At 64.1% G+C, this 22,564-nt stretch carries 18 protein-coding genes and 1 tRNA gene; 4 read left to right on the top strand and 15 right to left on the bottom strand.

Annotated elements, in window-relative coordinates; all coding sequences use genetic code 11:
* Nucleotides 1-241 precede the first annotated feature (241 nt).
* The gene (locus tag NTD82_RS15980) at nt 242-913 is read right to left on the bottom strand and encodes a Bax inhibitor-1/YccA family protein (RefSeq protein ID WP_095157359.1); all 672 of its coding nucleotides are present in this window, start codon (nt 911-913) and stop codon (nt 242-244) included.
* A 125-nt stretch (nt 914-1,038) separates the two neighbouring features.
* Here NTD82_RS15980 and NTD82_RS15985 point away from each other — a divergent pair.
* Nucleotides 1,039-1,126 (top strand) — tRNA-Ser (locus NTD82_RS15985).
* 104 nt (nt 1,127-1,230) lie between these two features.
* Here the strand turns inward: NTD82_RS15985 and NTD82_RS15990 are convergent.
* Both NTD82_RS15990 and NTD82_RS15995 read right to left on the bottom strand, forming a co-directional pair.
* Nucleotides 1,231-2,052, bottom strand: a complete 822-nt coding sequence (locus tag NTD82_RS15990) for a class I SAM-dependent methyltransferase (protein WP_262129415.1) — start codon at nt 2,050-2,052, stop codon at nt 1,231-1,233.
* Between the two features lie 131 nt (nt 2,053-2,183).
* Entirely contained in the window at nt 2,184-3,089 is a 906-nt protein-coding gene (locus NTD82_RS15995; protein ID WP_095157348.1) for an AraC family transcriptional regulator, read from the bottom strand.
* 173 nt (nt 3,090-3,262) lie between these two features.
* Between NTD82_RS15995 and NTD82_RS16000 the strand changes: the two genes are divergently transcribed.
* Entirely contained in the window at nt 3,263-4,321 is a 1,059-nt protein-coding gene (locus NTD82_RS16000) for an NAD(P)-dependent alcohol dehydrogenase (RefSeq protein ID WP_262129416.1), read from the top strand.
* A gap of 59 nt (nt 4,322-4,380) precedes the next feature.
* On the opposite strand, the gene NTD82_RS16005 is transcribed toward NTD82_RS16000, so the two are convergent.
* From NTD82_RS16005 to NTD82_RS16055, 11 genes are all read right to left on the bottom strand, one after another.
* On the bottom strand, nt 4,381-5,127 hold the full coding sequence (locus NTD82_RS16005; protein ID WP_095157346.1) for an outer membrane beta-barrel protein: 747 nt from the start codon (nt 5,125-5,127) through the stop codon (nt 4,381-4,383).
* A 267-nt stretch (nt 5,128-5,394) separates the two neighbouring features.
* Entirely contained in the window at nt 5,395-6,582 is a 1,188-nt protein-coding gene (locus NTD82_RS16010) for an aromatic amino acid transaminase (RefSeq protein WP_262129417.1), read from the bottom strand.
* A gap of 10 nt (nt 6,583-6,592) precedes the next feature.
* Entirely contained in the window at nt 6,593-8,239 is a 1,647-nt protein-coding gene (locus tag NTD82_RS16015) for a thiamine pyrophosphate-dependent enzyme (protein ID WP_262129418.1), read from the bottom strand.
* Nucleotides 8,240-8,259: 20 nt separating this feature from the next.
* Nucleotides 8,260-9,663, bottom strand: a complete 1,404-nt coding sequence (locus tag NTD82_RS16020) for an amino acid permease (protein ID WP_410017059.1) — start codon at nt 9,661-9,663, stop codon at nt 8,260-8,262.
* A gap of 197 nt (nt 9,664-9,860) precedes the next feature.
* Entirely contained in the window at nt 9,861-10,811 is a 951-nt protein-coding gene (locus NTD82_RS16025) for a LysR family transcriptional regulator (RefSeq protein WP_262129420.1), read from the bottom strand.
* Between the two features lie 10 nt (nt 10,812-10,821).
* Nucleotides 10,822-11,541: a B3/4 domain-containing protein gene (locus tag NTD82_RS16030; protein WP_262129421.1), complete on the bottom strand. Its 720-nt coding sequence runs from the start codon at nt 11,539-11,541 to the stop codon at nt 10,822-10,824.
* 289 nt (nt 11,542-11,830) lie between these two features.
* Nucleotides 11,831-13,585, bottom strand: a complete 1,755-nt coding sequence (locus tag NTD82_RS16035) for an acyl-CoA dehydrogenase (RefSeq protein ID WP_262129422.1) — start codon at nt 13,583-13,585, stop codon at nt 11,831-11,833.
* A gap of 8 nt (nt 13,586-13,593) precedes the next feature.
* Nucleotides 13,594-14,835: a thiolase family protein gene (locus tag NTD82_RS16040; RefSeq protein WP_262129423.1), complete on the bottom strand. Its 1,242-nt coding sequence runs from the start codon at nt 14,833-14,835 to the stop codon at nt 13,594-13,596.
* The gene (locus NTD82_RS16045) at nt 14,832-16,673 is read right to left on the bottom strand and encodes a feruloyl-CoA synthase (RefSeq protein WP_262129427.1); all 1,842 of its coding nucleotides are present in this window, start codon (nt 16,671-16,673) and stop codon (nt 14,832-14,834) included. The genes NTD82_RS16040 and NTD82_RS16045 overlap by 4 nt, the downstream gene beginning before the upstream one ends.
* A gap of 117 nt (nt 16,674-16,790) precedes the next feature.
* A complete protein-coding gene (locus NTD82_RS16050) occupies nt 16,791-18,239 on the bottom strand; it encodes an aldehyde dehydrogenase (protein ID WP_262129424.1) in 1,449 nt (482 codons plus the stop codon).
* 84 nt (nt 18,240-18,323) lie between these two features.
* Nucleotides 18,324-19,154, bottom strand: coding sequence for a p-hydroxycinnamoyl CoA hydratase/lyase (locus NTD82_RS16055; RefSeq protein WP_095157332.1), 831 nt, complete (start codon nt 19,152-19,154; stop codon nt 18,324-18,326).
* Between the two features lie 200 nt (nt 19,155-19,354).
* Between NTD82_RS16055 and NTD82_RS16060 the strand changes: the two genes are divergently transcribed.
* Nucleotides 19,355-19,831 (top strand): MarR family winged helix-turn-helix transcriptional regulator, encoded by a 477-nt coding sequence (locus NTD82_RS16060; protein WP_095157330.1) that lies wholly within the window; start codon nt 19,355-19,357, stop codon nt 19,829-19,831.
* Between the two features lie 100 nt (nt 19,832-19,931).
* Here the strand turns inward: NTD82_RS16060 and NTD82_RS16065 are convergent, their stop codons facing one another.
* Nucleotides 19,932-21,140 (bottom strand): OprD family porin, encoded by a 1,209-nt coding sequence (locus NTD82_RS16065; protein ID WP_262129428.1) that lies wholly within the window; start codon nt 21,138-21,140, stop codon nt 19,932-19,934.
* Between the two features lie 403 nt (nt 21,141-21,543).
* Here NTD82_RS16065 and mhpT point away from each other — a divergent pair.
* Nucleotides 21,544-22,564 (top strand): 3-(3-hydroxy-phenyl)propionate transporter MhpT (gene mhpT / locus NTD82_RS16070; RefSeq protein ID WP_262129425.1); only part of this gene is annotated, 1,021 nt, incomplete at its 3' end.

Here is a 22,564-nt window from a genome sequence, read left to right on the forward strand (position 1 = left end):
AGGTTCTGATCATATCGTTCTTGTTGTGGCCTGACCTCGATCAGCGCCGTGTGCGATTTTGTATTTTTCAATTCGCCAGGACATATTCACAGCGCGCATCGACTTTGTAAATGTTTTTTTAACGATAAAAATACATTACTCAATACAGGGTTTGCTTTGCCTCGGTGACGGGAGGCCGCAGACGCCTTTTCTGCGGACACAAAAAAGCCCGCCGAGGCGGGCTTTTTCAACAGCGGGTGAATCAGTCGTCAGAGCTCATGATGCCGAACAATTGCAGCAGGCTGACGAACAGGTTGTAGATCGATACATACAGGCTGATGGTCGCCATGATGTAGTTGCGCTCACCGCCATGGATGATCTGGCTGGTCTGGAACAGGATGCACACCGACGAGAACAGCACGAAGCCAGCGCTGATCGCCAGTTGCAGGCCGCTGATCTGGAAGAAGAAGCTCGCGACCACCGCCCCCAGCAGAACGAAGAAGCCGGCGGTGATGAAGCCGCTGAGGAAACTCATGTCCTTGCGGGTAATCAGCACGTAGGCCGACAGACCACCGAACACCAGCGCGGTCATGGCGAAGGCCGAGCTGACCACTTCGGCACCACCGGCCATGCCCAGATAACGATTGAGGATCGGGCCGAGCAGGAAACCCATGAAACCGGTCAGGGCGAAGGTGGAAACCAGGCCCCAGGCCGAGTCACGCAGCTTGGCGGTGAGGAAGAACAGACCGTAGAAACCGATCAGTACGACGAAGATATTGGGGTAACCGACGCGCATCTGCTGTGCGACGTAGGCCATGACGGCACTGAAGATGAGGGTCAGGGCCAGCAAGCCGTAAGTGTTGCGCAGGACTCGGCTGACCTCCTGCTGTTCGACCTGCAGGCCGTGATTGACGGCGTAATCCTGTTCGCGCATGGCGACACTCCTGTGGGTTTTGAAACGTTGAGTTGCAAAGATCATAACAGAGCCTTGGAAACAGGCCATCCAGAGAGTTTGACAGCTTGTTTCATTTCGGTATGATGGCGCCCGCATGACAAAGTGGAAGCGTGGCCGAGTGGTTTAAGGCAACGGTCTTGAAAACCGTCGATGGGCAACTATCCTAGAGTTCGAATCTCTACGCTTCCGCCATATTTCTTCATTAAAGCCCCTTGATTGGGGCTTTTTTGTGCCCTGACAACGGCCTGGCGTGCAACGCGCCGACCCACCTGCCGCGGCCGCATCCGTCCTGTACCTCACCGTTTGATCGCCTGCAGGGTATAGCTCAACGGCAAACGCCACGGATCAACTTTCAAACGCCACTCCCCATCCTCCCCTAGAACCATCTGCCCAGGCAGCGCCTCCCACGGAATGCAGTCATGCTCCTCGATGGCGACGAGATTCAGCCCATGACGCAAAAGCGCCGAAATGACCTCGCCAAGGCCGTGGTTCCACTCATGGGTGACCGTGGCCTTCAACGCAGTATCGACTTCGACATAGGTGCTGTCATCGCACCATACCGTCGGCTCCTGGCGCTCGAAATACGGGTGGCTAATCCTTAGTTCGTCCTGACAACTCTCGTCCAGCGCCAGGAGCATCGGATGCCCTTCACGCAGAAACAGGCGGCCTCCGGGCTTAAGCAAAGCGGCTACCGTTCTGGCCCATTTATCAATACTGGGTAGCCAGTTCAAAGCGCCGACGCCGGTGTAGACCAGATCGAAGCCAGCACCACCAAGGGCTTTCGCGGCCTCGTAAACCGGAGCTTCGACGTAGTGAATCTCCGCGCCACAGTCGGTCGCCAGTCGCCGGGCCTGTTCCAGTGAGACGGGAGAAAAATCCAGGCCGGTCATCACCGCACCAAGACGGGCAAGAGAAAGAGTATCTGTACCGATATGGCACTGTAAGTGCACCCCTCTCAGGCCGGAGATGTCACCGAGGCGAGACTGATCGAAACGAACCACTGCAGATAAATGATCCGCAGAAGCTATAAATCTTGCAGCTTCGTAGTCCGGAGACGCGGCGTGAAGTGGCGCTCGCTCATCCCAGTTAGCCCTATTCACCTCAAGATAGTCATCCATCGCTGCACTCCTTTGCTTAGGTATGGCAGCTACCTGCCCTTGCGGTTTTTCTGAGGCCCACACCTTCTATCACCTAATCGCTGTTCTCAGCAGCAATTCCCGGCGAACAAGAGGCCGGGGCCAGAACCGCCCTAAACCGCCATCCCCCGATAAGGCACCTCATCCCCCGGACTTCGCGAGAACTGCCTTTTGTACTCCCGACTGAACTGCGAGCTGCTCTGGTAACCCACGCGGTGCGCGACCTGGGCGACGCCCAGCCCTTCGCCGATCAACATCTGCTGTGCCTTCAACAACCGCAGCCGCTTGAGGTACTGGATAGGCGACAGCAAGGTGTTGCGCTTGAAGTGTTCGTGAAACGCGGAAGCGCTCATGTTCGCGCGGCCGGCCAGTTCGTCGATGCTGAGCGGGTCGGCGTAGTGATCGCGCAGATACGCCAGCGAGGCGCCAATCCGGGCAAAGTGTCCCTGCTGTTCGACCAGGGCTCTCAGCGCGCCAGCCTGGGGGCCGTTGAGCGCCGCGAAATACACCTCGCGCACCCGCGCGGCGCCCATCACGCGGGCGTCTTCGGGTCGTTGCAGGCACTGCAACAACCGCAGCACGGCGTCCTGCATCGGCTCATCAAGGGGCGCGGAGCTCATGGACTCCGGGGTCTGCGCCCGGACCAGCCCAGCGGGAAGCGGGTCCATCGCCTGGACCATTTCGCTCAGGACCAGCGGATCGATACCGACAGCCACGCCGTACAGCGGCTCGGCCTCGCTGGCGAAGGTCTCGCACATGAACGGCACCGACAGCGCCTGCACCAGGTACTGCCCTGCCCCGTAATCCAGCGTTCGTTCGCCCAGGCGCGCCAGCTTTCGGCCCTGCGCCAGGACCATCAGGCTGGGTTCGTAGATCTGCGGGCTGCTGGCCACATACTCCGCCCAGGAAAGCACCTGCACGTCACTGAGCAAGGTGTCGACAAAGCCGGGGCGCGTGGCCAGCGGCTTGATCAGGTCGCACAGGGCCTGGCGTACTGGAAAGTGATGAGGATCGGACATGAGGGAAGGCAACAGTGATTGAGGCGCCCATGATCCCAGATTTCGCGGCAGGGATACCGTCAATCCACGCGGCACTGGAGGAATAGGCATGACACCCGGAGGATTACCCATCGGCATCCCCGCCCCTCGCCCGCACAATGCGCCGCCTCTTTTCGCTGTGCAGAGACACCCTTATGTACAAAGCCATTGGCTACGCCGCCCAGTCGGCCAGCGCGCCGCTCGCCCCGATGACCTTCGACCGCCGCAGCCCGCGTCCGAACGATGTCGTCATCGATATCCTCTACTGCGGCGTCTGCCATTCCGATATCCATCAGGCACGCAACGAATGGGGAATCGCCGTCTACCCGCTGATGCCCGGCCACGAAATCATTGGCCGTGTCCGCGCCACCGGTAGCGCGGCGAGCAAGTATCAGCCCGGCGATCTGGTCGGCGTCGGTTGCATGGTCGATTCCTGCCAGCACTGCGACGCCTGCCACGCCGACCTCGAGCAGTATTGCCTCGAAGGCCCGACCATGACCTACACCACGCCAGACCGCGTGGACGGCAGCTACACCCTCGGCGGTTACTCCAACTGCATCGTGGTGCGGGAAGATTTCGTGTTGCGGATCCCGGACGGCATGGACTTGCCGAGCGCGGCGCCGATCCTCTGCGCGGGCATCACCACTTACTCGCCGCTGCGCCATCACGGCGTCGGGCCGGGTCATCGGGTGGGCATTCTGGGCATGGGCGGGCTCGGTCATATGGGTATCAAGCTGGCCAAGGCGCTGGGCGCCGAAGTCACGCTGTTCACCCGTTCGGCGGCGAAGGCCGAGGAAGCCCACCGTCAGGGCGCTGATCACGTCGTGGTCTCGACCGATCCGGCGCAAATGGCTGCAGTCGCCGATCACTTCGATTTCCTGCTCGACACCATCCCGGTGCAGCACGACCTCAACCCCTACCTCAAGACGCTCAAGTTCAACGGCGTGCATATTCTGGTGGGCCTGATCGAACCCATCGAGCCCGCCATCGATGCGGCCCATCTGGTGCTCAAGCGTCGGGTGATCGCCGGGTCGTTGATCGGCGGCATCGCCGAGACCCAGGAGGTGCTGGATTTCTGTGCCGCGCATGACATTCGCTGCGATATCGAAATGCTCGACATCGGCGCCATCAACGAAGCCTACAGCCGCATGATCGCGGGGGACGTGAAGTACCGCTTCGTCATTGATATGGCGACGCTGCAGACCGCGGAGTAACGGCGCACTCCGCTGCCGACATCGAAGGGCCGCCCCGGCCCTTCGAACGGATCAGGCGCTTAGAACGCCAGACCGACCTTCACACCGAACTCGTCACGCTTGAGTTTGGTGTTGTCGGCCACGTCCGAGTCTTCGTCCAGCTTGTACTCGGTACGGGTGTAGTACGCGCCGACCTGCACCGGCATGCCGCCCTGCTGGTTCAGCAGCAGGCTGACTTCGGCGTACGGGTTGGTGCGGTCCTTGAGGTCCACGGTGTCGCTGCCAAAATCGTCGACCTTGAGCTTGGCGCGGCCGTCGATGGTGTGACGAGCGCCGACTTCGACACGCAGGGTCGAGGTGTCGAACTGGTGGTTGTAGCCCAGCGCAGCCTTGGCGAACGGCGACTTGGAAGTGATTTCGACATCGATGTCGTTGATCGCCGGCTCGAAGCGCGTCCAGCCATAGCCGCCGCCCACGGTCACGTCGATGAAATTGCGCGCATCCAGCGCTGCACGCCAGCCGAGGTCGAGGTCGGCCTGGGCCTCCTTGAGTTTGTTGTCGTCTTTTTTGCCGTACTTGGCTTCGGCACCAACTTGGTAGATGAAGCCGGATTCGGCAGTCAGCTTGTTGCCGAAGGTGGCGAATACGCCGCCCTGACCGAGGTGATCGGAGTCGGACTCGTCACCGCCTTCAAACTTGAATTTGTCGTAGCTGCCCGTCAGGCCGAGGGTGAACAGCGGGTCGGTGCTCGGTGCGGCAACCGCCGCCAGAGGTGCGCCCAGCAGGGCCAGGATGCAGGTCGGTGCGAGCAATTTACGGGTGGGCATTCGGGAAGCCTCCATGACTGTAATGTATTAACGAACGCACCGCTTTGAAGCACCGTTCTCCGCTAAAGTTCGAAATAAATTGACGTAAATGTGAAATGTTTCTCGACTTTGAAGGCTCTATCTCGCGGCTTTTATCGATAGCACAGCGCCATTATCCGAGATTTCTCACACGGCCACGCCCCCGCAAACATTGGGTTGCGCCGAAAACGACCCAACAAAAAAAGCGCCCCGAAGGGCGCCAGAGGCAACGGTAAAAACACTGTCCTCTTAATGGTCCGAAAGTGCCCTGGCCACCACGGCCAGATTGGATTCGTTGAGGCCAGCGACGCACATCCGCCCGCTGCGGATCAGGTACACCCCATGCTGCTCGCGAATGCGATCGACAGCGTCGGCGCTCAGCCCGGTGTAGCTGAACATGCCCTTCTGGCGCAGCAGGTAACCCACCTCCCGCCGCGCATCGATACGCTGCACTTCATCGAACAGCGCCTGGCGCATGCCCACCATACGTACGCGCATGGCGTCCAGTTCCTGCCGCCACAGCGCGGTCAGCGCGGCATCGCCAAAGATGGTCGCCACCAGTTCCGCGCCATGCCGTGGCGGGTTGGAGTAGTTGGTGCGCACCGTGCCTTTCAACTGGCCGGCCACGCGCCGGGCAATCTCGCCGTCCTTGCACACCACCGACAGCGAACCGACCCGCTCGCCATACAGCGAAAACACCTTGGAAAACGAGTTGCTCACCAGCCCGGTGATACCGCTGCGGGCCAGCGCGCGGATCGCGTAGGTGTCCGCGTCCAGCCCCTCCCCCAGCCCCAGGTAGGCGGCGTCGAGATACGGGATCAGCGACCGCTCGCGGAACAGCGCGTACAAGCGCTGCCACTGCTCTGGCGTGAGGTCGACGCCGGTGGGGTTGTGACAGCAGGCGTGCAGCAACACGATGCTGTGGGCCGGCAGTTTGCCGAACACGTCCAGCATGGCCGCGAAGTCGACCGCCTGACCGCTGGCGTCCAGGTACGGGTAGCGGTTCACCGCGAAACCAGCGCCCTGGAAAATCGCCAGGTGGTTGTCCCAGGTCGGGTCGCTGACCCACACCTGCGACTGCGGGTAATAGCGCTTGAGAAAATCCGCGCCGACCCGCAGCGCGCCCGAACCACCGACGCTTTGCAGGGTAACGATGCGCTCGCTGTCGGCACCGCCAAGGTCGCCGAACAGATAGCCCTGCACCGCTTCGCGGAACCCCGGATGGCCGTCCATGGGCAGGTACAGGTTGGCGCTTTCCGCCCGTGCGTCCAGCAACGCCTTGGCCCGGCGTACCGACGGCAGCACCGGCACTTCGCCGTGCTCGTCGTAGTAGAAGCCGATGCTCAGGTTGACCTTTCCGGCCCGCGGATCGCGCTGGTAATCGTCCATCAACGACAGGATCGGATCGCCAGGGTATGTCTCGACATGTTCGAACATCAGGGGCTCCTCAGTGAGCAAACGTGGGGTGAAGGAAAGGCCACGGGCTCGCGTCGCCGCCGCGCGGCACGCTGACCTCGATCAGCACCGGACGGTCGGCGGCGAACGCCTGCTCCAACACGGGACGCAGTTGCGCCGGCGAGCCGACCCGGAACGCCTGAACGCCGAAGGATTCGGCAAAGCGCACGAAGTCCGGGTTCACCAGTTCCGAGCCCAGCAGCCGACCGACGAAGCTCTCTTGCTGGTCGCGGTAGACGTTGCCGAAGGCGCTGTTGTTGAACACGATGGTCACCAGGTTGAGCCGGTACTGCACCGCCGTGGCCAGTTCCTGGGCGGCGAACATGAAGCCGCCGTCGCCGCAGATCGACACCACCGCTTTGTCCGGGTGCGCGGCCTTGACCCCGAGTGCGGTGGGAAAGCCGAAGCCGAGGGTGCCCTGGTGCCCCGAGGTGACCAAAGTGCGCGGTTTGTACACCGGGAAACCGAAGATCGAGGTGAAGCCGACCTGAGAGATTTCCTCGACGAAAAAGCCGTCCCGCGGCAGCACGTCGCGAATCACCCGCAGGTAATCGAGTTGCGGCTGCACGCACTGGATGGCTTGTTCCGCCGCCGCCTTGGCCTCGGCGATCGCGGCGTCGCGGCGCTTCGGCGGGCCGACGCGGAGCACGGCTTCCGCCAGGGTGCTGGCGCCCTCCCCGGCATCGGCCAGCAGGTTGACCTCGGCCGGCATGCGCCGCACCTCGGCCGGGTCGATATCGATGCGGATCAGCTTCAGCCCGGCCGGACGATGCCGCCAGCGAATGTCCAGCAACTCGAAGCGCGAGCCGATCACCACGGCGACATCGGTCTGCGGCCACAGTCGGGCGCCGGCGGCAACGGTAAAGCCCAGCGGGTGATCATCCGGCACCACGCCGCGACCGCCACGGAAACTCACCACCGGCGCACCCAGCACCTCGGCCAGTTGGCCGATTTCGGCGCTGGCTTCCAGCGCCCCGGAACCGACAAAGATCATCGGCGCCTTGGCCGCGCTCAGCAGTTTCGCCGCGCGCTCGACGGCATCGCTGTCCACCGGTGGTGTCGGTTGCAGCGCCAGCGGCGCCTGCATGCGCACCGCCGCGCTGCGGGTGAAGAAGTCCCAGGAGGCTTGCAGCGATACCACGCCGGGGCGCCCGGATTGCATGGCCTGGAACGCCTGGGCCACCTGCCACGGCGCATCGGCCGGCTGTTCGATATGCGCCGCCCATTTGCCGATGCCCTGGAGGATTTCCAGTTGCTTGGGCAGCTCATGCAATTGACCGCGGCCACGGTCCTTGAAGCCGCTCATCACATCGCCGGTCAGCGCCAGCACCGGCGCGTTGCAGCCGTGGGCGGTGAGCATGGCCGCGCTGGCATTGAGGATGCCGGGGCCCGGCACCACGCTGAACACACCGGGGCGACCGCTGGAGCGGGCGTAGCCGAACGCCATGTAGGCGCTGGTCTGTTCATGTCGCGCACCCAGGGTGCGGATGCTGTCGGCATTGCGCGCCAGGGCGTCGGTCAGGCCGTAGATTTGCGCGCCGGGCAGTGCGAATACGGTATCGACGCCCTGCACTTTCAAACTCTCGACCAGGGCATCGCCGCCCGTGAGCTGCTGAACAGCGGGAAGTTCGGTTTTCATTGTTAATTACCTGTTGCGGATTATTCGAAGTTGAGCGCGGTGGGCTTGATGGAGTGATATTTACGGAAACTGGCGTAAACAACTATCAGCCACAAAGGAATCAGCCAGACCGATATACGCATCGCCGGAATGAACGCCATGATCAACATGATCGAAAAGATGAAAGCGATGCACAGATAGTTGCCAAAGGGAAACAACGGCGAACGATAGTGCGTGTGCTCGCCCGTCGCCTGTTTGGCCCGGCGAAACTTCAGGTGGGTATAACTGGTGAGCATCCAGTTCATGATGGTTGTCGCAACCACCAGTGCCATCAAGGCTTCCAGCGTGCCGTTGGGCGACAGCCAGTTGAGCAGCACCGCCAAGGCTGTAATCGCCGCCGTCACGATCAGCGCATTGACCGGCACCTTGTTGCGATTGAGCTTGAGCAGTTGCCGCGGCGCATGGCCCTGCCCGGCCATGGCGTGCAACTGGCGCACGGTGCAATAGACCACGGCGTTGTAGACCGACAGCGCGGCGGTCAGCACCACCAGGTTGAGGACGTGGGCCGCCGCGCCGATGCCCAGCAGATCGAGGATCTTCACGAACGGGCTGGCGCTGTAAGGATCACCGCCAGCGGACAGCGAGGCCACCAGGTCGTCCCACGGCGTCAGCGCCAGCAGCACCGCTAGCGCGGCGATATAGAACAGGCCAATGCGGTGCAGCACCTTGTTGATCGCGCTGGGAATGGTCTTCGATGGATCCCGCGCCTCGCCGGCGGTAAAGCCGATGAACTCCAACCCGCCAAAGGCGAACATGATCAGCGGCAACGCGAGAATCAGCCCGCTGATGCCGTTGGGCAGGAAACCACCGTGGCTCCACAGGTTGCTGACCGCAGCCGTCGGCGGCGGTGTCGGGCCGAACAGCAGCCAGCCGCCCAGGGCGATCATCATCAGCACCGCCGTCACCTTGATCACCGCGAACCAGAATTCCGCCTCGCCGTAGACCTTCACCGCCAGCAGGTTGAGGCCGTTGATCAGCACGAAAAAGAACGCGGCGCAGGCCCAGGTGGGCACGTCCGGCCACCAGAACTGCACGTACTTGCCGACCGCGGTCAGTTCCGCCATGCCCACCAGGATGTAGCCGGCGGTGTAGTTCCAGCCGGCGAGGTAGCCGATGAAGGGCGAACAGTATTTGTTGGAGAAGTGGCTCAGCGAGCCGGACACCGGCTCGTCCACCAGCATCTCCCCCAGTTGGCGCATGATCAGGAACGCGATCAGCCCGGCAACGGCATACCCCAGCAACAAACCAGGGCCCGCCAGTTTCATTACGCCGGCACTGCCGAGAAACAATCCAGTGCCAATGGCACCGCCGAGTCCGATCATTTGAATATGACGATTGGACAAACCCCGCGATAACGCGTGATCCGTAGGAGTGGCTCTGCTCATCGTTTTATTATCCATATTGTTTTTCGGACACGGCACGACCCGGCGCCCGACGATAGTTCGGCAGGTGAAGTTAAAAGTTGATGTTGTGTTTTTGTGCTCGAAGTTGCTTGGTTACTTCGATGGCATTCACGTTATCAGCAATGCTGGAAATGAACATCCAGCCAGAGTGAATGGCAACTATGCGAATGCCGGATTGTTCACGCCGGATACACCGGAAGTTGTTCGCCGGGGCTGAGAAACTGCGAGCCACGGCAATGCTCATAAACGAAAGTGCGGAACCACTGCTGTTCCGCCGAACTGTGGGTGCGGCTGTGCCAGACCACCCAATAGCGGAACGGATGGCGGACGAATGCCAGCGGGCGCCAGCACACGTCGGCCTGCTCGGCCCATTTGCGAGCGATGTGCTCGGGTAGCATCAGCAGCATGTCGCTGCGCTGGATCACCGCCAGCGCCGCCGAGTAGTACGGCACCGTCAGTTTCAGGTCGCGGTGCAGGTTGTGCTTGCGCAGGTACGCGTCGACGAAGCTGTCCTTGTCGCCGCCGGTGCTGATCTTCAAATGCGGCCAGCTCAGGAACTGCTCTTGGCTCAATTGCGCCTGCGCCACCAGCGGATGATCGCTGCGCATGCAGCACACGGCGACGTCCTCGCCGATCACCCGGCCATGAAACTCGGCGGGGGTGTCTTCGATCATGCTGGTGGCCAGGTCGACCTTGCCGCTGGCCAGCCAGTCGAAACGGTTGGCCTCCCACGGACGGAAATCGATGCTGACGTTCGGCGCCACTCGCGCCAGGTCGGCGAGCAGTTGCGGCAGGATGTGCTCGGCGACGTGATCGGAGCCGGCCATGGCGAAACGACGCTCGCACGTGGCCGGCGAGAACTGCGAGGGCGTGCCCAGCGCCTGCAACTGTTCGAGCACCTGCTTCAAAGGTTCCAGCAGTTCCGCCCCGCGCTCGCTAAGGATGTATTGACGCCCCTGGCGCACCAACAGCGGATCGCCAAACGCCTCACGAAACTGCGCCAGGTGCCGGCTCAGCGCCGACTGGCTGGCGCCCAGGCGCGTTGCCGCGTGGCTCAGATTGCGCACGTCCAGCAGGGTCGCCAGCACGCGCAACTGGGTCACGCTCAGGTTGTTGAAGGCGGGATTCATGTCGACGGGCTCAGTCGAGGCTGAGGGTCAGGGTCGGCTGTTCGGCGTGCAGCACGGCGTGGCCGACACACTCGCCACCGCAGTAGCGCGCCACCAGTTCGACCAGGTCGGCCATGGCCGAACGCACGTCCTCGGCGGTGGTCGGCGGCAGGCCGTCGATATCGAAGAACACGCAGCGGGTATCGGCCAGGGTGCGGGTATCGGCGGCCTGGCGCCAGGTCCAGCGCCGGGTCAGCACGCGCGTGCCGGCGGCCAGGACGATTTCGCCGGGCGCGATGGTTTCCGGCTCGGCGGCGGCGTCCACCAGAAAGCGGTCGGCGGCCAAGGTCTTGCGCAGTTCGATCGCCTTCGATTGCGGGCCGATCGGGTGCACGCCAGCAGGCAGCACGTAGCGCAAGGACAACAGGTTGCCGATATCCACCAGCGGGTTGATGTCCGGCAGGTTGTCGGGCTTGAGCACCCGGCGTGTCAGGGCTTCGATGGCGCTGCGGTGCTCCGAGGGCTTGGCGCCGAAACGGCGATAGGCCTCGCGCCAGGCGGCGATCTGCGGGTAGTCGGCGGGATTGCCAGTGACCCGCTCGCGCAGTGCTTGCTCGGTGGCGCGCAACAGCGCGGTCAACTCGGCGTTGGGGCGGGTGTTGTCGAGGTTGCGGAAGACCACCACGCCACGGCGGTAGTCGGGGTGATCGTCAAAGACATCGGGGCTGACCGTATAGGTAAAGGTGCTCACAGGCGCTCCTCTGGAATGCGGGTTCGGGCAGCTTGGCCAAGCCGGGTGGCAGACTATAGCACCGGGCCTGAAGCCACCCACTCACCGATTTCTGCAAGGTTGGCATGCGGGATGTGGATAGTTGGATGGGGGTGGCCGGGTGTTTTTCAGCGTTCTCAAGATCGAGCACCGCTTGCGCGGCGCATCGCGAGCGAGCTCGCTCCTACAAAACGCCTGGACCACAGTGTAGGAGCGAGCTTGCTCGCGATGCGCCGCGTAAGCGGTGCTCGATCTCAAGGACGCTGAAAACTCACTCTCCTCCAACAAACGGCAACGGCAACCGCGCCGCCCGAACCCCGGCAAGCTGCCGATCAAAATCCGGCAACAGATAATCAAAACAGAACCCCGCACTTTCCAGCTTTTCCCGACGCAACGGATCATCCTCCGCCAACCCCGCCACGCAGCGGGCACTGCGCGCCCAGGCGAACGCCAGCAGGCTGGTGGCGCAGAGCTGGAGGAAATCACCAGCAGCGCGATACGGGTATTCACTGTCTTCCGCACTGAACCCGCGAACCTCAGGCAGCAAGGCTTCAAGCCGCTCGCACACCTCACCCAACGCATCAGCAAACACCACGCTGGACGCCCGCCCCGCCGCAACCTCGGCGCGCAACTCACCCAACAGTACGCCAAACGCTTCCCCCCCATCCCCCAGCACTTTGCGCAGCAGCAGGTCGTTGGCCTGAATCTCGTTGCTGCCCTCGTAGATCATCGCAATGCGGCTATCGCGCAAGGTCTGCTCAATGGGGAATTCACCCGTGTAGCCATAACCGCCAAACACCTGCAGCGCCTTGCTGGCGAGGGTGAAGCCCTGTTCGGTGAAGCTGGCTTTGACGATCGGCGTGAGCAGCGCCGCCAGTTGTCCGGCCTTGGCGCGCTGCGCCGGGTCGGCGGATTCGCTGGCGATATCCAGCCAGTGCGCCGCCCAGTAACCAAGGGCGCGCATGCCTTCGCTGCGCACCCGCAGTTCCAGCAGGATGCGGCGCATCGCCGGGTGCAGGTGGATGGGGTCCGCCGCTGCGGCCGGCACCTGTTCGGGACGCCGCGGCGCGCGCATCTGCCGGCGCTCCAAGGCATAGTCGCGAGCGCTCTGCCAGGCCGCTTCGGCATGCCCGAGGCCTTGCAGGCCGACATGCAACCTGGCCGAATTCATCATCACGAACATCGCCGCCAGCCCGCCGTGGGCCTCGCCCACCAGCCAGCCCTTGGCCTGCTCGAAACGCAACGCGCAGGTGGCGCTGCCGCGAATGCCCAGTTTGTGTTCCAGGCCGTCGCAATAAACAGCGTTGCGCTCGCCGTTATCGAGCCATTTCGGCACCAGCAGCAAGGACAGCCCGCGACTGCCGTGCGGTGCATCCGGCAGGCGCGCCAGCACCAGATGCAGGATGTCGTGGGTCAGGTCGTGTTCGCCGCCGGAGATGAACAGCTTGTTGCCGCTGACGCTGTAGCTGCCATCGGCCAAGGGTTCGGCGCGGCTGCGCAGCAGGCCGATATCGCTGCCGGCCTGGGGCTCGGTCAGGCACATGGTCGGCAGCGTTTCGCCGCTGATGATGCCCGGCAGGTAGCGCTGCTGAAGCGCCGCAGAGGCGTGGGTCTTCAGGCACAGGTAGGCGCCATGGGCGATGCCGGTGTACATGGCCCAGGCGTGGTTGCTGGCGTAGAGCATTTCCTGCAGGGCCGCATCGAGCACTTGCGGCAGGCCTTGCCCATCCAACTGCGGATCGCAGGCCAGCGCCGGCCAGCCGCCATCGACATAGGCGCGATACGCCGCAACGAAGCCCTCGGGCGTGTGCACTTCACCGTCGCTGAAGCGGCAGCCCTGGCGATCACCCGGCCCGTTCAACGGCGCCAGCACTTCGCCGGTAAAACGCGCGGCTTCTTCCAGCACCTGCATCGCCAGTTCCAGATCGACCTCGGCGTAGGCCGGCAGCGCCTGCCAGTCTTGCTCGACCCGCAGCCAGTGTTGCAGCACGAATTGCATATCGCCCAGCGGCGCCTTGTAGGCCATGCGTGACCTCATCCTTTGAAGTGCGGGTTTTCGATCAGCAGCGCCATGCCCTGCCCGCCGCCGATACAGGCGGCAGCGATGCCATAGCGCAGGTTGTCGCGGCGCAGTTGCCGGGCCAGGGTCTGCACCAGGCGCAGGCCGGTGGCTGCCAGCGGATGGCCGAGGGCGATGGAGCCGCCGTGCACGTTCAGCCGCTGCGGGTCCAGCTCCAGCGCCTGAACCACGGCCAGCACCTGGGCGGCCTGGGCCTCGTTGATTTCGAAGCGGTCGATCTGCTCCAGGCGCAAACCGCTGCGCTCCAGCAGCAGGCGAATCGCCGGCGCCGGGCCGATGCCCATGGTGCCCGGCGCAACCCCCACCGCCGTGACCATCAGCAGCCATGCCAGCGGTAGTGTGGAACAGGCGGAATAACGACAGACCAGCGCCGCCGCCGCGCCGTCCACCACCGCGCAACTGTTGCCGGCGGTCTGCACGCCACCGCTGTGTACTGCGCGAAGGCGAGCCAGGGCGGCGCTGTCGGTGGGCCGTGGATGGCTGTCGCGATCCACCACGCTGACACCGCGAGGCAGCTCGATGCTGCGCGGCAGGCACTCTTCGGCTTCGAAGGTTTCGCTGCGGACGCTGACGATTTCCGCGTCGAACCAGCCCGCCGCCTGGGCTTCCAGAGCGCGCTGGTGGCTGCGCAGGGCCCAGGCATCCACGGCGTCGCGGCTCAGGCCGTACTCGCGGGCGAGGTTTTCCGCAGTGCCGATCATGTCCACCCCGGCCGCCGGGTCGTACAGCGCTTCCCAGAGAAAATCCTTGAAGCCCACGGGCGCGCCGAGACGGAAACCGCCGCGGTGCTCGTAGGCGGCAATCGGGTTGCGCGACATGGATTCGGCGCCCACGCACAGCACCTGCTCCACGCCGCTGTGCAGTTGTTCGCCAGCCTGGCGCAGCAGCTCCAGGCCGGTGCCGCAGATACGTTGCACGGCCAGCGCCGGTACGCTTTGCGGCACGCCGCTGTACAGGCCGATATGCCGCGGCAGCATGTAGGCGTCGAAACTGGCCTGGGCCATGCTGCCGCCGAGCACGCTGTCCACCGTGGCCGGATCGACCCCGGCGCGGGCCAGCACTTCACGCCCGGCCTTGATGCCGAGGTCGATGGGCGACACCTGCGCCAGCGCGCCGCCAAGATCGGTCCACGGCGTGCGTACGATCTCGACAATCGCCGCGTCCTCGAAGCGGCTGCACAACCCGCCGCCACTCATGGCCGCACCTGGGCGCGGAGCATGCTCGCGTCCTCGCCGCGGTACAGCGCTTCGACCTGCGCCGCCCGGCGCTGCAACACGGCGCGCTGGTTGATCGAGCCCTTGTCGGTGATTTCGCCGAGGTCGATCGACGGTGCTTCTTCCATCAGCGCCAGCCATTCGATGCGGCTGGCGTTACCTTGGGCGTCGCGGTTCAGGCGCTCCAGCCAGCCGGCGAACCAGGTGCGCACCGCCGCGCTGCCGAGCACCTCGGCGTCGCTCGCACCCTCCCCCAACCCGGCCAGTTGCCGACACTCCGGCAGCCGCGCAAACACCAGGATGCCCAGGCACTCACGGTCCGGCGCGGCGACCACGATGTCTTGCACATAAGGCGAGCCTTCCAGCACCGCGCGGTTGCGCAGCGGGCCGACGCTGACGAAGACCCCGGAAGACAGCTTGAAGTCTTCGGCAATGCGCCCGTCGAACATCAGACCAAGCTGGCTCTGGCGTGGGTCGGCGAGCTTCAGGGCGTCGCCCGAGCAATAGAAACCTTCCTCGTCGAACACCTCGGCAGTCTGCTGCGCCGCGCGCCAGTAGCCGGGCATGATGTGCGGGCCACGGAAACGCCCTTCCAGTTTGTCGCCCACCGGCACCAGCTTCACTTCGCAGCCCGGCGCCGGCAGGCCGATATAGCCGGCCATGGACAGCGGCCCGGTGGTGAAGGTGCAGGACGGCGAGGCTTCGGTCATGCCGAGGCCGGCCATCATGCGGATGCGTTCGCCGCAATGTGCTTCGGCGACCCGGTCGAGGCGGTCCCAGACACTTTGCGACAGGCCCGCGGCGGCGAAGAAGAACAGCTTCATGCGGGCGAAGAAACAGTCGCGCAACTCGCGGTCCTGCTCCAGCGCCTTGACCAGTTCCTCCCAGCCCTTGGGCACGGTGAGGTAGGCCGTGGGGGAAATCTCGCGCAAGTTGCGCAGGGTTTCGGCGAAGCCCTGGGGCGTCGGCTTGCCGCCGTCGAGGTAGAAGCTGCCGCCGTTGTAGAGAACGATGCCGAGGTTGTGGCTGCCACCGAAGGTGTGGTTCCACGGCAGCCAATCCACCAGCACCGGCGGCTCTTCGGCGAACACCGGGAAGGTCTGCAACAGCATCTGCTGGTTGGCGCAGAGCATGCGCTGGGTGGTGATCACCGCCTTCGGCAGTTTGGTCGAACCGGAGGTGAAGAGGAATTTGGCGATGGTGTCGGGGCCGGTGGCGGCGAAGGCGGCATCGGCTTTGGTCAGGTCGCCGCTTTGCAGCAGGCTGGCGAAATCCACCGTGCGCCGGCCTGGCACCGCGCCACGCACGCTGATTACTGCGACGGATTCGTCCAGCACTGCGTCGATGGCGCGCTGGAACGGTTGGCTGTCGGTGACGAACACCAGGCCCGGCGTCAGCACGTCGCAGACATGCCGCAGCTTGGCGAAATCCTGGGACAGCAAGGCGTAGGCCGGCGACACCGGGCAATACGGAATGCCGGCGTACATGGCGCCGAGGGCAATCTGCAGGTGCTCGATATCGTTGCCCGAGAGAATCGCCAGCGGCCGCTCGGCGGACAGACCGAAGTCCAGCAGGCCGGCAGCGATCGCCCGCACCTCCCCGAGCATCTCGGCGTAGCTGATCTCGCGCCAGGCGCCGTCGCCCTGGCGGGCAGCGATAAAGGTCTGTTGCGGACGCACCTCGGCCCAGTGCAGCAGGCGGTCCAGCAGGCGCGCGGGGAGCGGCGCGAGGGGTTCGATGGCACGCATGCGCAGGACGCCGTCCACCTCGCTCACCGCCACTTCGGGATGACCGATGGACACCTGCCGGTAGCGCGGCATTTCGGCACGGGCGTTCGTCCGTGGGCTGGCTTCGGAATTCACGCAGGTTGCTCCTTGTTCTTGTTGTCTGTCGTGCCGCCGCCCGGATGCGCCAGGCGGCGGGTGTTGCTCGACGTGTCAGATCGGGTAGTGCCGCGGGCCATGCTGCAAGGTGATCCAGCGCAGTTGGGTGAACTGGTCGATGGCCGTGCGGCTGCCGAAGCTGCCGTAGCCGCTGGATTTCACGCCGCCGAACGGCATCTGCGCCTCGTCGTGCACGGTCGGGCCGTTGATATGGCAGATGCCCGATTCGACCCGCTGGGCCAGGACCAGCGCCCGCGAAGTGTCGCGGCTGAAGATCGCCGCCGAGAGGCCGAATTCCGAATCATTGGCCAGGGCCAGCAGGGCTTCGTCGCCGTCGCCGCGCAGCACCACCGCCACCGGCCCGAAGGACTCTTCGCGGTACAGGCGCATGCTCGCGTCAACGTTGTCGAGCAGGGTCGGCTGCAGGATGCTGCCGTCCAGTTGGCCGCCGCAGACCAGCCGCGCGCCCTTCTGCACAGCGTCATCGATCAGCGCCTTGATCCGCTCGCCGGCGCCGCTGTCCACCAGCGAACCGAGCACCGAAGCCGGGTCTTGCGGATCACCGGCACGCAGCCCGGCAACCTTGGCCGCGAGCTTGTCGACAAAGGCATCGGCGATGGCTTCGTCCAGCACCAGACGCTCGGTGGACATGCAGATCTGCCCCTGGTTGAAGTAGGCGCCGAAGGCCGCGGCCTCGACGGCGGCGTCCAGGTCGGCGTCGTCCAGCACCAGGAACGGTGCCTTGCCGCCCAGTTCCAGCAGCGCCGGCTTCAGGTGGCGCGCCGCCAGTTCGCCGACGATACGCCCGACATGGGTCGAGCCGGTGAAGTTGACCCGGCGCACGGCGGGGTTGGCGATCAGCCGCTCGACAATCGCCGGCGCGTCAGCCGGGGCATTGCTGATGACGTTGACCACGCCATCGCCAAGGCCGGCATCCTGCAGCACCTGGCCGATCAATCGGTGTACCGCAGGGCTGAGTTCCGACGCCTTGAGCACCACGGTGTTGCCGCAGGCCAGCGGCATGGCGATGGCGCGGGTGGCGAGGATCACCGGAGCGTTCCACGGCGCGATGCCCAGCACCACGCCACACGGCGCACGCACGGCCATGGCGAAGCTGCCGGGCACATCGGAGGGGATCACCTCGCCGGTGATCTGGGTGGTCATGGACGCTGCTTCGCGCAGCATGCCCGCGGCCAGCTTGACGTTGAAGCCGTACCAGTTGGCCATGGCCCCGGTCTCGCCGGCGGCGGCGATAAACTCGGCGGTGCGCGCCTGCAAGGCGTCGGCCGCGGCCAGCAGGCGGCTGCGCCGTTCGTTGGGCGCCAGTTGCGCCCAGGCCGGGAATGCCGCGTGGGCAGCGGCAACCGCGGCGTCGGCATCGTCGAGGGTGGCGGCGGCGACTTGCGACACCAACTCGCCGGTCACCGGATTGCGCCGCTCGAAGGTTCGTCCATCACTGGCGGGGCGCGACCGCCCGCCAATCAGTAAAGGCACCTGCAACATGGTCATTCCTCTTTGTTGTCGTTATCGGGAATTGCCAAACACTGTCACGAACCGGCGGCGCCGCACAGACGCCGCCCATCCTGCTCAGCGCTTGTAAGCCTGCAGGCCCGGCTTGATGCTCTTGTCGTCGAGGAACTGCTTCATGCCCTGCTCGCGGCCGCCTTCGGTGTCCAGCAGGCGCGACTGGTCGAGCTTGGCGTACAGGTAGTCTTCGTTCTGCTCCCAGGTCAGCTCGCGGCAGCGCTTGAAGCCATGCTTGGCGGCGCGCAGGACCACCGGGTTTTTCTCCAGCAGGTTCAGCGCCAGTTCACGGGTGGTTTCGCGCAGTTGCGCCAGCGGCACGCTTTCGTTGACCAGGCCCATCTCGGCAGCTTTCGGCCCGCCGAAGGTCTTGCCGGTCATGATGTAGTACAGCGACTGGCGATGGCCCACGGTGTCGGCCATGGCCTTGCTCACCAGGTTGCCCGGCGGGATGCCCCAGTTGATTTCCGAGAGGCCGAAGGTGGCTTCGTCGGCGCAGATCGCCAGGTCACAGGCCACCAGCGGGCTGAAGCCGCCACCGAAGCACCAGCCGTTGACCATGGCGATGGTCGGCTTGGTGTACATGCGCAGCAGTTTCCATTGCCATTGCGAGGCTTCGCGGCGAATTTTTTCCTGGAGGATTTCAGGGCCGGCGTCCACTTCGCGGAAGTATTCCTTGAGGTCCATGCCCGCGGTCCAGGCTTCACCGGCACCGGTCAGCACCAGCACGCCGGCTTCAGGATCCTGCTCCAGGGTTTCCAGCACGTCGACCATCTCGCGATTGAGGGTCGGGCTCATGGCGTTGCGCTTTTCCGGACGGTTCAGGGTGACCCAGGCGATACCGGATTCCAGTTCGACTTTGACGGTGGTCCAGCGGCCTTCGTAGTTGCTCATGTGTATGCACTCTTGTTGTTCGTGGGCGATGCTCAGCAAGCTAATGGAGCAAATTAGTTATGTCAATTAACTATTATGAAAATTATCTTTCTTGTAGACCTCTTGGGCTGGCCTCTCGGTAAATCCTGGCTAGCCAGATGCGGCTCATGCAGGCAGACTAGGTAATTTTCTTATCCATGGTTCAAGGAGTCTGCTTCCCGATGGCAAGGTCCGCCCGCAAAACCGACACCCTCCCCGAGTCCGATGCCCCCGCCGCGGCGCTGGATGCGTCCCTCGAAGACTTGATCGGTTATGCCCTGCGCCGAGCCCAGTTGAAGCTGTTCCAGAACCTGATCAGCCGCCTGGCGGTGCATGACCTGCGCCCCGCGCAGTTCTCCGCGCTGGCGATCATCGAGCAGAATCCCGGGCTGATGCAGGCCGACCTGGCCCGCGCCCTGGCCATCGAACCGCCGCAGGTGGTGCCGCTGCTGAACAAGCTGGAAGAACGCGCGCTGGCGGTGCGTATCCGTTGCAAGCCGGACAAGCGCTCCTACGGCATCTTCCTGAGCAAGAGCGGTGAAACCCTGCTCAAGGACCTCAAGCAGATCGCCTCCGACAGCGACCACGACGCCACCGCGGCGCTCGACGATGCCGAGCGCGCGGAGCTGTTGCGGTTGTTGAAGAAGGTTTATCAGTAGCAAAACCCGCTGGCTGGCGAGGACTGTGCAGGAGCGGCTTCAGCCGCGATCGACGGCAAAGCCGCCGCAGAGACCCTCGCCAGCCCAGGGCATCGCCCCCTTACCAGATCGGCAACGTATAGGTGACCAGGAAGCGGGTCTGGTTCTCATCGCGGAACGCCGCACCGGTGGGGAAGTCGTTGCGGTAGATCGACTTGCGCGCCAGCAGCCCGACGTTCTTCAACGGCCCGCTCTGGATCACATAACCCAGTTCCATCTGAAACTCGCGCTCCTTGCGATCGGCGGCGTTGAGCGACGCCAGTTCGATATGGTCCCCGCGCACATAGCGCAGCCGCCCCTTCAGCCCCGGCACGCCGACCGCGACAAAGTCGTAGTCGTAGATCGCCTGCCAGGTGCGTTCCTTGGCGTTGAGAAAGTCCGAACTCATGGTCAGTTCGCTCATGCCCATCAACTCGGTGCCCGAGACATAAGGCGTGGCGGTGTCGCCCGTTGAGTGCATGTAGCCAATCCCCAGTTTGTGCCCACCCAGGCGGTAACTGAGCAGCGCCGAGAGGTTGCGGTTGTCCACCGCGCCGGCCCGCGCCTGGCCGTCTTCGCGGCTGAAGAAGCTGCGCAGGTCAGCGCTGAACGTGCCGTCACCGATGGCCTGTTCGTAAAGCGCGGCCAGGGTGTCCTGCTGGTAAAGATCTTCAAGTTCGGCGTGATACAGACGCACGCCCAGGGCCTTGGTGAGCTGGTAGTCGGCGCCGGCATAGGCCATGTGTGATGAAGTTTGCGCGCCCTTGAAGCGGCCATTGGGCGAAGCAATCGCCATGCGCTCGTAGCTGGTGGAGTCACGCTTGTTGATTCGGTCGAGGTAACCGGCGTTGACCGTCAGGCCGTCGATTTCCTTCGACACCAGGGTGGTGCCGCGGAAGGTCTGCGGCAGCAGGCGCGAGGGACTGGCGAAGGCGAACGGCAGGAAGATCATCACGTCGCCGCTCTTCACCGTGCTCTGGCTCAAACGCAGCTTGGCGGTCAGCGCCAGCCGCGAATAGTCGTCGGCGGCCACGCCGTCGCTTTTCGAGACCGGCAACAGTTCGGTGCCACTGCGCGATGGCGCCGAATCCAGTTTCACCCCCAACAGCCCACGGGCATCCAGGCCGAAGCCCAGCGGCCCTTCGGTAAAGCCCGACTCGATATTCAGGTTGAAACCCTGCGCCCACTCGCGGGCCGCGCTCTTCGCGCCGCCGTCCTTGTAGTCGCGGTCGAGGTAGTAGTTTTTCAGGCCGAGGGTGGCGTGGCTGTCTTCAAAAAAGCCGGCGGCCATGGTGTGGCCGCTGGCCAGGGCGACAGCCAGGGCGAGGCTGCCGGACGCACGGAAGCCGGGCGTAGCGCGGGTGTCACGAACGCATTCATGCATGTTGGGTTGTCCACTCTTGTTGTTGTTTTTTTGGCATCGAGACAGCGTGTCAGGCGCCGTCTCGCAGCGGAGAATGGAAAGCCCTTGAGGCCTCGTCAACGGCCAATGACCGATAATCGAACATTAATTTTATTAACTGTCTCGTACAGAGCAGGCTGCTTTCCCCTACCCGGCGCGTCTAGCACAGCGCTTTCAGATGCTAAAAGGCCAGCGAAAAAAAGCGCTGTAAATTTAGTTATATTTGTTAATCTTATTTTCGCGTTGGACATCACCGACGCAGCAAAACAACAACAAGAAATGAGGCCATGCCATGGACACTTCATCGCGTCGTCCGACGCTGACAATCGCTTTGTGTTTCATCGTCGCGCTGATCGAAGGTTTCGATCTGCAATCGGCCGGCACCGCAGCCGCCGGTCTGCGCCAGAGTTTCGAACTCGATCCGAAGATGCTCGGATGGGTGTTCAGCGCGAGCATCATCGGCCTGTTGCCGGGCGCCTTCTTCGGCGGCTGGCTGGCCGACCGTATCGGGCGCAAGAAAGTACTGGTGGCCGCGGTCATTCTGTTCGGCGTGTTTTCCCTGTGGACGGCCTATGTCGGCGACTACAGCCAGTTGCTGCTGGCGCGCCTGATGACCGGCCTGGGCCTCGGCGCCGCCCTGCCCAACCTCATCGCCCTGTGCGCCGAGGCGGTGGGTGAAAAACGCCGCAGCACCGCCATCAGCATCATGTATTCCGGCGTGCCGCTGGGCGGCGCACTGGCCGCGGTGGTGGCGATGTTCGCCCACGACCACTGGCAGATGACCTTCATCATTGGCGGCCTGGCGCCCCTGGCCGCCGTGCCGCTGATGCTGGTGTTGCTGCCGGAATCGAGTGCGTTCCAGCGTGCCGTCGGCCCGGTGGAGCGGCCGTCCACCTCGACCGCGCTGTTCGGCGACGGCCGCGGCAGCGCCACGCTGATGTTGTGGCTGAGTTACTTCTTCACCCTGACCGTGATGTACATGCTGCTCAACTGGCTGCCGTCACTGCTGATCGGCCAGGGCTTCAGCAAACCTGAAGCCGGGCTGGTGCAGATGCTGTTCAACATTGGCGGCGCCGTGGGTTCGCTGCTCGGCGGCGTGCTGCTGGACCGCGGCAACCCGGTGCGGGTCACGCTGTGCATCTACGCCGGACTGCTCGCGGCACTGGCCGGCCTGGGCCTGGCGGTGGGCGTGACCGCCATGGCCATCGCCGGCTTTGCCGCCGGGCTGTTCGTGCTGGCGGCGCAACTGGTGCTTTACGCACTGGCCCCACCGCTCTACCCGACCGCCGTGCGCGCCACCGGTGTTGGCGCGG

Origin of the sequence: Pseudomonas sp. 5P_5.1_Bac1 (genome assembly GCF_025466015.1) — a bacterium.
Classification (GTDB): domain Bacteria; phylum Pseudomonadota; class Gammaproteobacteria; order Pseudomonadales; family Pseudomonadaceae; genus Aquipseudomonas.

What these genes read in the sequence shown, in the direction of transcription:
- NTD82_RS15980 (WP_095157359.1), bottom strand. Translation starts at nt 913, where the DNA reads ATGCGCGAACAGGATTACGCCGTCAATCACGGCCTGCAGGTCGAACAG.
- NTD82_RS15990 (WP_262129415.1), bottom strand. Translation starts at nt 2,052, where the DNA reads ATGGATGACTATCTTGAGGTGAATAGGGCTAACTGGGATGAGCGAGCG.
- NTD82_RS15995 (WP_095157348.1), bottom strand. Translation starts at nt 3,089, where the DNA reads ATGTCCGATCCTCATCACTTTCCAGTACGCCAGGCCCTGTGCGACCTG.
- NTD82_RS16000 (WP_262129416.1), top strand. Translation starts at nt 3,263, where the DNA reads ATGTACAAAGCCATTGGCTACGCCGCCCAGTCGGCCAGCGCGCCGCTC.
- NTD82_RS16005 (WP_095157346.1), bottom strand. Translation starts at nt 5,127, where the DNA reads ATGCCCACCCGTAAATTGCTCGCACCGACCTGCATCCTGGCCCTGCTG.
- NTD82_RS16010 (WP_262129417.1), bottom strand. Translation starts at nt 6,582, where the DNA reads ATGTTCGAACATGTCGAGACATACCCTGGCGATCCGATCCTGTCGTTG.
- NTD82_RS16015 (WP_262129418.1), bottom strand. Translation starts at nt 8,239, where the DNA reads ATGAAAACCGAACTTCCCGCTGTTCAGCAGCTCACGGGCGGCGATGCC.
- NTD82_RS16020 (WP_410017059.1), bottom strand. Translation starts at nt 9,663, where the DNA reads ATGAGCAGAGCCACTCCTACGGATCACGCGTTATCGCGGGGTTTGTCC.
- NTD82_RS16025 (WP_262129420.1), bottom strand. Translation starts at nt 10,811, where the DNA reads ATGAATCCCGCCTTCAACAACCTGAGCGTGACCCAGTTGCGCGTGCTG.
- NTD82_RS16035 (WP_262129422.1), bottom strand. Translation starts at nt 13,585, where the DNA reads ATGGCCTACAAGGCGCCGCTGGGCGATATGCAATTCGTGCTGCAACAC.
- NTD82_RS16040 (WP_262129423.1), bottom strand. Translation starts at nt 14,835, where the DNA reads ATGAGTGGCGGCGGGTTGTGCAGCCGCTTCGAGGACGCGGCGATTGTC.
- NTD82_RS16045 (WP_262129427.1), bottom strand. Translation starts at nt 16,673, where the DNA reads ATGCCGCGCTACCGGCAGGTGTCCATCGGTCATCCCGAAGTGGCGGTG.
- NTD82_RS16050 (WP_262129424.1), bottom strand. Translation starts at nt 18,239, where the DNA reads ATGTTGCAGGTGCCTTTACTGATTGGCGGGCGGTCGCGCCCCGCCAGT.
- NTD82_RS16055 (WP_095157332.1), bottom strand. Translation starts at nt 19,154, where the DNA reads ATGAGCAACTACGAAGGCCGCTGGACCACCGTCAAAGTCGAACTGGAA.
- NTD82_RS16060 (WP_095157330.1), top strand. Translation starts at nt 19,355, where the DNA reads ATGGCAAGGTCCGCCCGCAAAACCGACACCCTCCCCGAGTCCGATGCC.
- NTD82_RS16065 (WP_262129428.1), bottom strand. Translation starts at nt 21,140, where the DNA reads ATGGCCGCCGGCTTTTTTGAAGACAGCCACGCCACCCTCGGCCTGAAA.